The sequence below is a fragment of the Streptomyces sp. NPDC087270 genome (genome assembly GCF_044744625.1).
Classification (GTDB): domain Bacteria; phylum Actinomycetota; class Actinomycetes; order Streptomycetales; family Streptomycetaceae; genus Actinacidiphila.
Window position 1 is genome coordinate 310935 of record NZ_JBIUYR010000007.1, and the last position, 13522, is coordinate 324456.

A 13522-nucleotide genomic window follows, 5' to 3' on the forward strand; every position below is an offset into this window, starting at 1 on the left:
TGACCCCCGGACCGCCGCGGGGTCGTCAGCGGCCGGCGGCCGCCAGGCGGCGGGCGTCACTGATGTGGTGGCCGATGTAGCGGGCGAGGAGGTACGCGTCCTCCGGGCGGTCCGCCCAGCGGACGACACGGCGGATCAGGCTGACGCTGCCGAGCGTGACGCCCTCGCGGGCGAGGACGAAGACGAGGACGAGGAACGCGCAGCGGGCGTTGCCGTCGTCGAAGGGGTGGAAGAAGCAGACGTCGAGGTACGCGCGTGCGGCGCGGGCCGCCGGCGCGAGGTCCTGCCCGTCGCCCCGCGCGCTTTCGGCCAGGCACGCGTCGAACCGCGCGCGGGTGTCCGGGCCGATGCCGTAGCGCTCCCGGCCCTCCTTGGCGAAGGCGGGCAAGGTGCGGAACGCCGGTGGCGGCGAGCCGGCCGGGGTGCCCAGGACATGCCGATGCCAGCCACGCAGCAGCGCGAAGTCGAGGACGGCGCCGCGCGCGGCGTCCGCCCGCACCAGCTCCAGCGCGATGAGCAGGCCCTCCGCGCGGGCGGGGTCCAGGGCGCCGTCGAACGCGCGGACATCCTCCGCCGCGCCGTCTCGCGGCGGTGCCACCGGTCCTTCCCCGCCGCCGCCCGGGTCCTGGTCCCACGGCACCGTCGCGCGCACCGCGAGCCAGCGTTCCAGGTGGTCCGGCAGCCGGCGGACAGGCGGCGCGGCGTCCTCCGGCCGCACGGACAGCGCGAGCTTCTCCACGATGTCGTTCACCAGCAGCGTGTCGGGACCGGTCCAACTGTTGAACCGGCCGCCGATCGCCTGGTCGACGAGCCGCTGGGCGATGTCGGGCGCCACCGCGGCACGGCTGAGGAACCAGGTCAGCACCTGCCGGCAGTGTCCGTACCACCCGCTGCCGCAGCCGGTGCGGTCGACGACCTGCAGGATCAGGTTCCGGGATACGGACTCCCACAGGACACGCTGGTTCTCGATGTCCGCCAGCTCCAGCGGGTAGACCGCGAAGCGGTCTGCGAGGCTCTCCAGCCACGCGCGCCACTCGCACAGCGCCGCCACGACCCGGTCGAGCGTCTCCTGCGGGGTGGTGACCGAGTCGCGCGGGCAGCACCAGTGGCTGACCGGCCCTCCGTCGAAGTCTCCCTCGTCCCGTGACCAGCGCCAGCCCACGGCCCAGTCGCCGTAGTGCTCGGCGAGGGCGTGGGACATCGCGTCGGCCCAGAGGCGGGCCTCGTGCCACGACCAGGCGACGTGCTCCGGGTCGCGGAAGGGGACGTCAGGACGGTGCGGGACGCGCCGGGCCGGTCCGAGCGCGTGCACCACCCGTGCCGCGGACCGGCTGTCGAAAGGGTGACGGGCGGGGTCCACGTCGTCCCACGTCAGCAGGCCGGGGTTGAAGGTCGAGACCACGGCGCGAGCATGGCACGGGCAACGGGCGTTCGCCCACGGGGTTTTGCGATCCCGGTGTGAACCCGGGGCCCGGTGGAGCAGGGGGCGGCCCCCGGCGCGGGTGTGGTGCGCGCCGGGGGCCGCGGTTCGGAGGGGTGGGGTCAGGACAGGCTCCACTGCTGGTTGGCGCCGCCGTTGCAGGTCCACAGCTCCAGCGCGGTGCCGTTGGCGTTGCCGGCCGGTTTGTCGCCGCCGGTGACGTCGAGGCACAGGCCGGACTGGGTGCCGGTGATGGTGCCGTCCGGGTTGAGGTGCCACTGCTGGTTGGCGCCGCCGTTGCAGGACCACAGCTCGACCTTGGTGCCGGAGGTGGTCTGGTTGTCGTAGGCGTCCAGGCACTGGGTCCCGCCGTACAGCCGCAGTTCACCGGCCGAGGTGAGGGTGACGGCCTGGTTGCTGCCGCCGTCGCAGTCCCAGATGTCGATCGCGGTGCCGGGGGCGGTCGCGCCGCCGTTCGCGTCCAGGCAGCGGTGCGAGGAGGCGCCGAGCAGCGGGTGGGTGGTGCCGACGCTGCTGCCGCTGCCGGGGGAGACCCGGAACATCACGGTGCCGTGGCCGGGCACGGAGGCCGAGATCGCGCCACTGGTGGTGCTGACCTCGTTGGTCCACAGGTTGGTCAGCTTGTACGACGAGGCGGACGGTGCGGAGACCGCGGCGGCCGTGGTGCTGATGGTGGCCGTGCCGGAGTTCTCGTTGAACAGCGCCACCGACACGTCGCCGTTGGACAGCGGCTTGGTGAGCACGTCGAGCCCGCCGGAGGACGACACCTGGGTGCCCTGCTTGCCCAGCGAGTCCTGGTCGACCGCGATGACCGCCTTGTTGCCGTAAAGCGACAGCGTGGCCGGGGTGGCCGAGCGCAGGTCGGTGCCGGCGATCAGCGGCGCGGCCATCTCCGCCCACAGGCTGAACTCGCTGCGGTCCTCCGTGAAGGACATGCCGTTGCCGACCTCCAGCATGTCCGGGTCGTTCCAGGCGCCCGGGCCGGCGTACTGCGCGAGCTGCACGTTGCTGTGGTAGATCGACAGCATCGAACCGAACGACGCGTTGATGTCACCCGTGGTGCGCCACAGGTTGCCGGTGGCGGCCCCCCAGGTCCACACGTTGTCCTCGCCCCACTCGCACATGCTGAAGACGATGGGCCGGCCGGTACTGGCGAGCGCGTCCCGCATGGCGTCGTAGCGCTGCTCCCAGGGCACGCCCTGGTTGTTGCAGTTGTCGTACTTCAGGTAGTCCACGCCCCAGGACGCGAAGCTGTTCGCGTCCTGCTGCTCGTGGTCGAGGCTGCCGGGGTAGCCGGCGCAGGTGGCGGTGCCGGCGCTCTCGTAGATGCCGAGCTTGAGGCCCTTGGCGTGGACGTACGCCGCGGTGCCGCTGATCCCGTCGGGGAACTTCGCCGGGTCGGGCACGAGGTTCCCGGCCGAGTCGCGGTTCTTCGTCATCCAGCAGTCGTCGATGTTGACGTAGGTGTACCCGTCGTCCTTCAGGCCCGAGGAGACCAGGTAGTCCGCGGTCTGCTCGATGAGCTGCTCGCTGACGTTGCAGCCGAACGCGTTCCAGTCGTTGAAGCCCATCGGGGGCGTACGGGCCAGGCCGTTGTCCAGGGCGTGCGCCCGGGGGGTCGAGCCGAACAGGACGAGCAGGGAGAGCATCAGCAGGGCCGCGACCGCTGCCGCCAGCGGCCGGCGGAGCGGGCGCGCGTACCCGTGCGGGAGCGCTGGTCGTGCGGGTGCTGTGGGGCGCATCGTGCCGTCTCCTTCGGTGGGGGGAGGGGCGCGCGGGCACCGTGAATGGGGCGCGGAGCGGGCGGCGCCCACCGCCGCGTGTTGCAAAATGACCGACGGTGTTGGAAGTCGGCACGACGAAGTGTCGGCTTGTGTTGATACTCCGTCAAGAGTTCTGACGGGAGTGCGCCGCGGCGGGTTACCGGGAGGTACCACAGCCGCCGGCCACGCCCCTGCCCGCGCCGTGCTCGTGCCCTGCTCACGCCCCTGCCCGCGTCGTGCCCGTGCCCTGCTCACGCCCCTGCCCACGGCGGCTCGCGCGCTTTCCGCGGCGCGCGCCCCTTCGCCCGCCCGGCCCCCGCCCGGCCCGCGCCCGGCCCGCGCCCGCCCCGTAGCGGCCCCGCGGACCGGCCGGCCCGCACCCCGCGGTCACGGGCCGTCGCACACGCGCGCGTCGGATCTGGTTTGCTTGGGCACCATGACCGCGCAGATCAACCCCAGCATCCTGTCCGCCGACTTCGCCCGGCTCGCCGAGGCGGCCGACGCGGCCAAGGGCGCCGACTGGCTCCATGTCGACGTGATGGACAACCACTTCGTGCCGAACCTGACACTGGGCCTGCCGGTGGTCGAGGCGCTGGGCCGGGCCACGGACATCCCGCTCGACTGCCACCTGATGATCGACCAGCCCGACCGCTGGGCGCCGGGGTACGTCGAGGCCGGCGCGGGCTCCGTCACCTTCCACGTGGAGGCCGCCGCCGCGCCGGTCCGGCTGGCCCGCGAGATCCGCGCCAAGGGCGCCCGCGCCTCGATGGCGCTGAAGCCGGCCACCCCGATCGAGCCGTACGAGGACCTGCTGCCCGAGCTGGACATGCTGCTGGTGATGACGGTCGAGCCCGGCTTCGGCGGCCAGGCGTTCCTCGACATCATGCTGCCCAAGATCCGCCGTACCCGGGCACTGATCGACAAGTACGGCCTGGAGATGTGGCTCCAGGTCGACGGCGGGGTCTCCGCGGAGACCATCGAGCGCTGTGCCGAGGCCGGCGCCGACGTCTTCGTGGCCGGCTCCGCGGTCTACGGCACGGACGATCCGGCCGCCGCGATCCGGTCGCTGCGGGCGCAGGCCGACGCGGCCGGCGCGCACTGAGCGCCGGCGAGCCGTATGGTGCTGCCTCACGCGGCGGCGTCCGGTACGGCGGCGTTCCGTACGCCGGGGGAACGGCAGCGGACCGGCGGTCGAACGGTCGGAGCGGATCACTCCGTACGGCCGGATCGGCCCCGGACTACGCGCCCGTAACCCCCGGCGTCTGGGAAGATGGCAGCGGAGCTGATCAGATGGGTGACTGGGGAGAGCCGACGTGAGCACAGGCCGCGCACAGGTGCGCATGGGCCCGGGCGAGATGGTCCAGGCCGCGGCGATGGCACGTCGCTTCTACCTGGAGGGCAAGTCCAAGATCCAGATCGCGGAGGAGTTCGGGGTCAGCCGCTTCAAGGTGGCCCGGGTGCTGGAGACCGCGCTCGAACGCGACCTGGTGCGGATCGAGATCCGGGTGCCCGCGGAGCTCGACGCCGAGCGCTCCGACGCGCTGCGCGCCCACTACGGGCTGCGGCACGCGGTCGTCGTGGAGACCCCCGCCGACCAGGCCGACGCGCCCGACCCGGAGAACCTCGGCGCGGTCGCCGCCGACCTGCTCGGCGAGCTGGTCAGCGACGGCGACGTGCTCGGCCTCGCCTGGGGCCGCTCCATCATCACCATGGCCAACGCGCTGGACCGGCTCGCGCCCTGCACAGTCGTCCAGCTCACCGGGGTGTACGACGTCGGCACCGCCGAGCGCGGCTCGGTCGAGGCGGTCCGCACCGCCGCGGCCGTCTCCGGCGGCGAGGCCCACCCGCTGTACGCGCCCATGGTGCTCGCCGACCCCGCCACCGCCGCCGCGCTCCGCGCCCAGGGCCAGATCGCCGCCGCGATGAGCTACTTCGAGAAGGTCACCGTCGCGGTCGTCTCGATCGGCTCGTGGGAGGCCGGGATCTCCACGGTGTACGACGCCGTCTCCGGTGCCGAGCGCGAGCACTACGCGAGCCTCGGGGTGGCCGCGGAGATGTCGTCGCACCTCTTCGACGCCCGCGGGCGCCGGGTCGGACGGGATCTGCGGGACCGGTGCATCACGATCGACGCGGATCGGCTGCGCCGCATTCCGGAGGTGCTCGCCATCGCCGGGGGGATGCGGAAGGCCGAGGCGATCAACGCGGTGCTGCGGTCCGGGTTGGTGACGAGCCTCGTGACGGACACGGCCGCGGCGGATTTCCTGCTGCACTCCACCGGGCCGGCGCCCCGGCCCGCGCTGGACCGGGTCGACCCGGACGGTTCGCTGGCCACGGGTGGCTAGCGTGACCCTCCGGGGTGCGTGGTTCCGTCGGTTGAGGGACCACCCGCCGGTGGTGGGTTGCCCGCGCGGTCCCCGCGCCCCTTCGGGTCGCACCCTTCTTCCGGGGAAGAGGCCGCACCACCCCGGAGGGTTCCGCCAGTACGGTGGACGAGCCCCGGGTAACGACTTGTAGGTCTGACCGCCCCGGGTGATCGGGATGAACCGCCCGAAGCCCGAGGGGCGTTGGCGGAGAGCGAACGGTGCGGCGCCCGCCCCGCGGGGCGGGCGCCGCACCGTTCGGTGTCGGTGGCTACGCGATGTGGGACACCGCGTCCGCCTCGTCCTCGTCCATGTCGCGTTCCGGCAGCTGCTGCACGGTCAGGCTGATGTTGACATCGTGCAGGGGGCGTCCGCTCGCATGCCAGACGGACAGCGTGTACGGGCTGAAGGGGTAGCGCGCACGGAACTCGGGTACCTCGACCCGGCCGTGCACGAGGCCGTCGGCCGACGAGGCCAGGCCGGACTGGGCGGGCACGTCGCCGTACGACCGCAGCACCTCGTACATCGGCGCCGGAACGGCGATGTCGTGCTGCTCCGCCTCGTGGGTGATCCCGGCCCGGAACACCGCGGCCGCGGCCATGTCCAGTTCGGTCACCCTGTCGAGTTCGGCGCGGTCCGGGAGCGGACGTCCCTGCTCGGCGAGCGCCTCGTACAGGAAGTCCACGGCGGCGCGGGCATGCCGGGCGGCGCGGCCCTCGTCGCTCACCATCCGGCGCAGTATCGCCTGGTAGTGGATCTCCTCCTGGATCATCGACCGCCCGGCGTGGCCGTAGATCGTCTTGGCGTCGAAGTTGTCCGGCTCGCGCCAGGCACGCTCGTAGTCGGCCATCAGCCAGGCCACGACCGGGTCCTCGACCTTCTCGCGCAGGAAGGTCTCGAGCAGTTGGAGCAGGTCGACCGTGCGCGCCCCGGAGGTTTCGGCGAGCACCCGCAGCGTGCAGCGCAGCAGGCACTTGTGGAAGAGCGTCAGCGGCAGCCGAAGCACGATCCCGGTGAGCCAGTCCTCGAACGGCATCCGCGAGTGCTCGGTCACCACATCGGAATACAGGTCCGTGCTGCCCGGGTCGCAGGGCATGTGCGTGGTCCTCAGACCGTGCTCGTCGCGGAACCGCTCGTGCGTGTAGTCGGTGTTGTTCAGCAGGAACAGCGGGTAGACGACGGGGGAGCCGCCGGAGGCTATCGCCTCCTCTATGCCCTCCAGGAGTGATACGAGGGTCTCACCGGGCAGGCCCCAGATGAGGTCGGTGTAGGTCGGGATGTCCAGGGCGCGGAACTGGGTCTGCATCCGGCGGTAGTGCGACACCCGGATGTTCTTCCGGTTCGCGATCTGCAGCACCTCGGCGTTGAAGGACTGCGCGGACAGCGTGATGGCGCCGGTCAGCCCCGCCTTGTACAGGATGCTGGCGATCTCCACGACGCGGCCGTTGGTGTTCTTCGCCCAGTTGGTCATCACCAGCAGCCGCTTGTTGTAGCGCTGGCACAGCTCCACCACGTGTTCGGCGATCTCGACGTCGCGGGCGAGCATGCCGAAGTTGGCGTCGGCGATGAACATCCGGGTGTTGTCGGCGCAGACCCGGATGATCCGCTCCAGTTCGGCCTTGATGCGTTCCATCGAGAACTGGCGGACCCTGGAGTTGGTGGCCCCGGTTCCCCAGTAGCAGAAGGAGCAGGAGTAGGGGCAGCCGCGGTTGGTCTCGTACACCAGCATCTGGGACCGCGCGATGTCCTCGTCGGACCAGACGTCGCCCTCGAACGGCGAGGGCAGTTCGTCGAAGTCGGCGATGCGCGGGGCCTCGGCGGTGGTCTCCACCTCGCCGTCGGTGCGCAGGAAGCTGATGCCGGGAACTTCGGCCAGTTCCTTCTCGGCAGTGGCCCGCTCCTCCTGGTGCAGGAAGACCCGCAGCAGGTCGCGGAAGCGGATCTCTCCTTCGCCGTGGACGAGGACGTCCACCCAGGGTGCCTCCGCGAACACGGCATCCTGCTGGTGCGTCACGTCGTTGCCGCCGAGCACGATGCGGCAGTTCGGCCAGCGCTCCTTGACCCTGCGGGCCAACTCCGTGGAGCTGGCCCGGTTCCAGTAGTACACCGTGAAGGCGACGGCCAAGGGGTTGTCCAGGGCGTCCAGCACCTTGGCGCAGGCGCCCTCGAAGGCGTCCCCGGCCTTCATGTACACGTGCTTGGTGAAGGAGCAGCTCGCGGCGAGCTCCGGGTCGGCCTGGGCGGCTGCCTGCATGTAGCCGAGTACGGCGCTGTAGCGGACGCTTGGCATCACGGTCAGGTCGACCAGGTGCACTTGGCGCGGCTCATCGATGGCAGGGCGCGGACCGGGCCTGGTCGACACGTCGGCTGACGTCATTTCACAATCCTTCTCGTAATTCGGGTGCTTGGCCGGTGGGGGAGAACCCGCCGGCCGGCCGGAGCAGGCGGGCCATGGAACTCCAGACCGTGCTGGGAGTCCGCCGGCCGTCGCCGGCCGGTGGGCCCGAAGCACTGGAAATCAGGTACAGGTGTGCAACTAGAGGTGGAGCAACAGTAGTTGGTGCACACGGTACGGCGGCCCGACCCCTGATCCCGGAGACACGACGACCCGGTCCCGAAGATCTGAGAGCGCGGTCGCGAGGGGAAGTCCGCATTGCCCTGCCGACCGGGATGGAGACCTGCCGGGGCCCTCACCCGGCACGGCGGCCGGGATCGGAGGGGTGGCCAGTGGCGTGACCCGCCGGGGTGCGTGGTTCCGTCGGTTGCGGGATCACCCGCCGGTGGCGGGCTGCTCGCGCGGTTCTCCCGGAGCTTCGCCCGGGTGGGGGCGCCCCCGGCGGAGCCAGGGGGAGTACCCCCACGCGCCCCTTCAGGGCGCACCCTTCTTCCGGGGAAGAGGCCGCACCACCCCAGAGGGTCCGCTAGCCACCCGAAGCCGCGGTGTCGGCGGGGTCCTCGCCTTCCACGATGACGGCCAGTTCGCTGTCGGTGTGGCGCCAGAAGAGTTCGGCGTCCCGGAGGATGTCCTTGACGATCCGCCACTCCCGCGGGAGTTCCGCGGCGAAACCCTGCCAGTTGCGCACGTGCAGCCGCCGGCCGCCGGGCTCGACCGGCCACCAGGACAGATCGGTGAGGCAGTCCGAGAGCGCGTCCCAGTTGCGCCCGAACCAGTCGGGCAACCGCAGGTCGGCGGAGACCCGGTCCATGAACTCCTGCCGGTCGCCCACTCCGGCCAGATCGAGCACGAGCATGCGCCGATGCTGCCACAGCCCGGCGCGAAGTCCCTGGTGATCGCGGGTGCGCCGCGCCGTGTCCCCCGATACGGCGGCGGCCGGACCGCAGGAGCGGCGCGGCGGCGCGCATCTTCCTGTGGCACGCCTGTGACCGGAAGGCGACCGTCCGCCGCGCCGCGCCCTCTACGATCGACGCCATGCATCTCGGGGGACTGACACGCGTACACGGCCACAGCTACCACCATCACCACAGCTACGGCAGCGGCAGCGGCAGCGGCGGGGGCTCGGGGGGCCTGTCGACGGTCTTCGTAGTGCTGCTGGTCATCGTGGCCGTTGTCGCGCTCGCGGTGTGGGCGGGCAAGCGCCGGGGCGGCGACAGCTGAGCGGCGACGGCTGAGCGGCGACGGCTGAGCGGCGACGGCTCAGCGGCCCGCCCCCGGTCCAAGGGGAGCGGGGGCACCCAGATCCGGGTCAGGCCCCGGGCAGGCGGTCGCGGACGTCGACGGCGAACTCCTTCACCTCGTCGGCGAGGTCCTTCACACCGTCGGTGACGCTCTCGACTGCGTGGTGCAGGGAGTCGCCCGCGTCGGAGGCGGCATGGCGGGTGCGGTAGGCCAGCGACGGCTTGCCGTGCGTGTCGGCCGCGGCCAGCAGCAGACCGCCGAGCAGCGAGACGTCCTGGTAGAAGCGGGCCCGCTCGCGGGCGCGCTCCCGCGGGTCCTCAAGTCGCCAGTACGGCTGCCCGGTGAGCACGCGCGGCACGAGCGTCGCCGCGAGCGCGGCCGCCGACACGCGCGGGAAGCGGCCCAGGGCGAGCAGCACGCCCGCGCCGAGCCGTACCGAGCCGGTGACCAGGGCGACCTGCCGCGGGTCCTGGGCGATCCGCCGGAGCCGGTCGGCCGGCGAGAGCCCGTCGTCGGGCGCCGGAGCGCCCTGCGGGTCGTTTGGGTCGTGCGGGTCGGACCGGTCGTGCGGGATGGACGGCCCGGCCGGGGCGGCTGCCGCCGACTCGCGCAGAGTGGCGAAGCCGCCGCCGACGAACGTGGTGGCGAGCAGCGGGCGGGCGAATCTCCTCAGTACGGCCATGACGCCCACCTGCCCCGAGTCGCCCGGCCCACTCCTGGCGGGGCCGATCGCGGTCGCCACCGCTGACGGCGCGCCCACCGGCGCGCCGGGTTCACGCCCTCCGGCCGGCCGCCCCCCGGCCGACCGCCCTCCGGCCGACCGCCCTCCGGCCGGCTGTCCCTTGGGCGGCGTCCCCCGCTCGCGGACGGCGGTGCGCCCACGGCCGCGCCACCTCGTACGCCGCGGCGACCCGCAGGACGGTGCCGTCGGCGAGGTGGCGGCCGACCACCTGGAGGCCGACCGGAAGGCCGTCGCGGGTCCGGCCGGCCGGCAGGCTCACCGCGGGCTGCCCGGTCAGCGACGCGGGGTAGTTGAAGCCGATCCACGCCGTGTCGGCCACCGCGCGGCCGTCGATCCGCTCCGGCCCCTGGACGCCGACCGGAAACGGCGCCACGGCCGCGGTCGGCGTGACCAGCAGGTCGTAGCGGGACATCAGCCCGGCCATCCGGTTGGCCAGCGCCTTGCGGGCGATGTTCGCGTCCGTCAGCTCCCGCGCCGTCCACGCGCGGGTCATCCAGGCGACGAGGTGCGGTGACATCTCGGCGCCGTACCGGTCCACGAGGGCGCGCATCCCGCTCAGGTCGGTCTCGGCGGTGATCACCGCCTGGAACGCCTCCGCCGGGTCCGCCCAGCCGGGCACGACCTCCTCCACCACGCAGCCCAGGTCCGTGAAGGCGCCGACCGCCTCGCCGACCACCCGGCGCACCTCCGGGTCCACCGGCAGGTAGCCCAGGTCCGGGCTGTAGGCGACCCGCAGGCCCGCGCACCCCTCGGCGGCGCCGGCCCGCGCGGCCGCGCGCCAGTCCACGTCGCCGCAGGGAACGGAGTGCCGGTCGCGCGGATCGGGCCCGGCGAGCACCGACAGCAGCAGCGCGGTGTCGGCGACGGTCCGGGTCAGCGCTCCCAGGTGCTCGACGCTCTCCCATCCGGACATGCCGGGGAAGCGCTCGTCGCGACAGCCGGGCCAGACCGGTACCCGGCCCATCGAGGGCTTCATGCCGACCAGTTCGCAGAAGGAGGCCGGCACGCGCAGCGAGCACCCGCCGTCGCTGCCCAGTGCCACCGGACCGAGCCCGGCGGCCACCGCGGCGGCCGAGCCCGCGCTGGAGCCGCCCGGGGTGAGGGACGGGGCCCAGGGGTTGCGCGTGGGCGGGAAGAGCGGGTTGTGCCCTGCCGGGCTGTAGCCGAACTCGGTCGTGTTCGTCTTCCCGAGTACCACCCCGCCCGCGCCCCTCACCCGCTCCACCACGATGTCGTCCTGGTCGGGCACGTGGTCGCGGTAGGCGGGCGAGCCCGAGGTGGTGCGGATGCCGGCCGTCGCGATCAGGTCCTTCACCCCCAGCGGCACGCCCGCCAGCGGGCCGGCCGCCTCCCCGCGGGCGAGGCGGTCCGCGAGATCCGCCGCCTCCGCCCTGGCCCGGTCGGGCACCGGCGTGCAGAACGCCCCCAACTCCGGGTCCACCGCCTCGATCCGCTCCAGCACGGCGTCCACCACCTCGACCGGCGACAACCGCCGGGCCGCCACGGCGGCGGCCACCTCCGTGGCGGGCAGGAAGCACAGCGCGTCGCGCTCGGCGGGCGTCACCGCCGCGCCGCCCCGGCGGCGACCGCGGCGGCGGCAGGCCCGCCCGGTGCGTGCGGACGGACCCGGGCCGTCACCAGGTGGTGGCCGCCGAAGGCGCACGCGGCGACGCAGAAGCCCAGCAGGGCGTCGAGCGAGCCGGGCTCCAGGTGGTGCAGCAGCCAGGCGGCGCCCGAACCGGCCGCCCAACTCGCCGTCGCGGGCCACCGCAGCCCGTGGTCCCGGCGGGCCGGCACGCCACCGGCCTGGGCCGCGGAGAGGCCGGGACCACCGGCCGCGGTGACGGCTCCGGTGACGGCTCCGGTGCCGGCCGCGGTGTCGGCTCCGGTGTCGGCTCCGGGCGCCGTGGTGGCGGAGCCCGCGGCCTCCCCGTTCTCCGCCCGGCGCCCCAGGAACTGGTGGACGATCAGCACCGCGCCGATGGGCGGCACCAGGATGCCCAGGAGTTGCAGCCAGCTCACGATCGACGTCCACACGCCGGTGAGCGCCAGCGCGGCGCCGGCCGCGCCCAGCAGGACCGCCAGCGGGCGCATCCGCAGCGGGGTCAGCCCTGACCAGCCCACCGCCGCGTTGTAGAGGCAGTGCGCGGCGACCGAGCCCAGGTTGGCCAGGGTGAACAGCACCGCGAGCGCGGTGATCCAGCCGCCGTGCCCGTCCAGCAGCCCGAGGAAGGAGCCGCCGTCGGTGGCCGGGTGCGCGGCACCGCCCGTGGCGACCACCGCGCCGCCCACCAGGTAGGCCACGGTGTTGCCGAACGGGAAGGCCGCCGCGGTCGCGTACACGGCCGAGCGGCCGTCACGGCTCCACCGGGTGAAGTCGGCGGTCATGGTGCCGGAGTCCGCGAACCCCGCCACCACGATCCCCACCGCCGACCAGAAGGTGATGCCGTGGTCGTGGCCGCGGTACGACAGGGCGCCGCTCGCGGTGGCGCCTCCGCGGGCCGCGTACCAGAACGCCAGTCCGGCGGTGAGCAGGAAGAGCGGCACCGCGACGAGGCCGACCAGCGACAGCGCGCGGATGCCGGTGACGGTGAGGGCGATGTAGACCACCGCGCCGAGCAGGGCGCCCCACACCGGGGTCCAGCCGAGCACCTGCTGGAGCGTGGTGCCGGTCAGCCCCACCTGGTAGGAGAACCAGCCGATCACCACGGTCGCGAGCAGGCCGGTGACCAGCAGCCTGCCGCGCGGGCCGAACGCGTCGGCCGCCTGCATCGCGAAGCTGCGGCCGGTGCGGCCGGCGTGGTGGCTGAGCACGCCGACGTATCCGAGCAGGGCGAGGTTGCCGGCGAGGATGGCCCAGAACCCCTCGCGCAGGCCGAGGTTGTACACGATCAGGCCGCCGAAGACGGCGTTGCCCAGGCACATCGGGAAGCCGCCCCAGACACCGGCGACCGACAGCAGGCTCTTGCGGGCGCCCGGTGGCACGGCGGTGTGCTCGTACTCCGCCCCCGTGCCGGCGGCGGGGCGATCGGGTCCGGTCACGGTCGGGTCCCCTGTTCGTCGGTCGGATGGTCCGGTGCATACACCCGCGGCGGCTGCGCGCGGGACGGTGGGACGGGTACGGGCGGCCGCGGGTGCGGGGATACGGGCGCGGGCCGGTCGGTCGCGGCGCCGGGGCGCTGGGAGACGTGGGCGGCCACGACCCGCCAGCCCTCGGGGAGCCGCACCCAGGTCTGGGACTGCCGGCCCACCCCCGGGACTCCGGCGCGTACGAACACGGTCGTGGTGACCGCGAAGTCGGTGCCGAAGGTGGTGACTTCGATGCGGGTGCGGGTCCGATCCAGCCCGGCGGCGGGGCGGCCACGGCGGAAGGCCGCGATCTCCTCGGCGCCGAAGAGCTCCTCCGTCGCGCCGAGCCGCACCGTGTGCGGGCCGTCCCAGAACAGCGCGTCGAGGACCGGGATGTCGTTGCCGGTCAGCGCGGCTTCGTACGCGTCCGCGAGCGCGGTCACCTCGGCGACGACGTCCGGGTGGTTGATCCGCGCACCCGGGGGGTGGGCGGGCACGTCGGCGGCCATG

At 73.5% G+C, this 13522-nt stretch carries 11 protein-coding genes; 3 read left to right on the forward strand and 8 right to left on the reverse strand.

Annotated elements, in window-relative coordinates:
• Positions 1-25: 25 nt before the first annotated feature.
• Entirely contained in the window at positions 26-1402 is a 1377-nt protein-coding gene (locus tag ACIPAE_RS16970; RefSeq protein WP_402445783.1) for a Fic family protein, read from the reverse strand.
• 140 nt (positions 1403-1542) lie between these two features.
• Positions 1543-3183 (reverse strand): glycoside hydrolase family 27 protein, encoded by a 1641-nt coding sequence (locus ACIPAE_RS16975; protein ID WP_402445785.1) that lies wholly within the window; start codon positions 3181-3183, stop codon positions 1543-1545.
• A 457-nt stretch (positions 3184-3640) separates the two neighbouring features.
• Here ACIPAE_RS16975 and rpe point away from each other — a divergent pair, with 457 nt between their 5' ends.
• Together rpe and ACIPAE_RS16985 are read left to right on the forward strand one after the other, a co-directional pair.
• Positions 3641-4306: a ribulose-phosphate 3-epimerase gene (rpe, locus tag ACIPAE_RS16980; RefSeq protein WP_329371664.1), complete on the forward strand. Its 666-nt coding sequence runs from the start codon at positions 3641-3643 to the stop codon at positions 4304-4306.
• A 238-nt stretch (positions 4307-4544) separates the two neighbouring features.
• Complete coding sequence (locus ACIPAE_RS16985) at positions 4545-5546, forward strand: sugar-binding domain-containing protein (RefSeq protein ID WP_328473847.1); 1002 nt, start codon at positions 4545-4547, stop codon at positions 5544-5546.
• Positions 5547-5835: 289 nt separating this feature from the next.
• Here the strand turns inward: ACIPAE_RS16985 and ACIPAE_RS16990 are convergent, their stop codons facing one another.
• Positions 5836-7941 (reverse strand): radical SAM protein, encoded by a 2106-nt coding sequence (locus ACIPAE_RS16990; protein ID WP_402445787.1) that lies wholly within the window; start codon positions 7939-7941, stop codon positions 5836-5838.
• Between the two features lie 544 nt (positions 7942-8485).
• A complete protein-coding gene (locus ACIPAE_RS16995; RefSeq protein ID WP_402445790.1) occupies positions 8486-8815 on the reverse strand; it encodes a barstar family protein in 330 nt (109 codons plus the stop codon).
• Between the two features lie 179 nt (positions 8816-8994).
• Between ACIPAE_RS16995 and ACIPAE_RS17000 the strand changes: the two genes are divergently transcribed.
• The gene (locus ACIPAE_RS17000; protein WP_328461453.1) at positions 8995-9180 is read left to right on the forward strand and encodes a hypothetical protein; all 186 of its coding nucleotides are present in this window, start codon (positions 8995-8997) and stop codon (positions 9178-9180) included.
• 88 nt (positions 9181-9268) lie between these two features.
• Here ACIPAE_RS17000 and ACIPAE_RS17005 read toward each other — a convergent pair whose 3' ends face one another.
• The 4 genes from ACIPAE_RS17005 to hpxZ form a co-directional block, all read right to left on the reverse strand.
• Positions 9269-9883 (reverse strand): DoxX family protein, encoded by a 615-nt coding sequence (locus tag ACIPAE_RS17005; RefSeq protein ID WP_402445794.1) that lies wholly within the window; start codon positions 9881-9883, stop codon positions 9269-9271.
• Positions 9884-9974: 91 nt separating this feature from the next.
• Positions 9975-11507 (reverse strand): amidase, encoded by a 1533-nt coding sequence (locus tag ACIPAE_RS17010; protein ID WP_402445797.1) that lies wholly within the window; start codon positions 11505-11507, stop codon positions 9975-9977.
• Positions 11504-12985 (reverse strand): cytosine permease, encoded by a 1482-nt coding sequence (locus tag ACIPAE_RS17015; RefSeq protein ID WP_402445800.1) that lies wholly within the window; start codon positions 12983-12985, stop codon positions 11504-11506. The genes ACIPAE_RS17010 and ACIPAE_RS17015 overlap by 4 nt, the downstream gene beginning before the upstream one ends.
• The gene (gene hpxZ, locus ACIPAE_RS17020) at positions 12982-13521 is read right to left on the reverse strand and encodes an oxalurate catabolism protein HpxZ (RefSeq protein WP_402445802.1); all 540 of its coding nucleotides are present in this window, start codon (positions 13519-13521) and stop codon (positions 12982-12984) included. The genes ACIPAE_RS17015 and hpxZ overlap by 4 nt, the downstream gene beginning before the upstream one ends.
• Position 13522 lies beyond the last annotated feature (1 nt).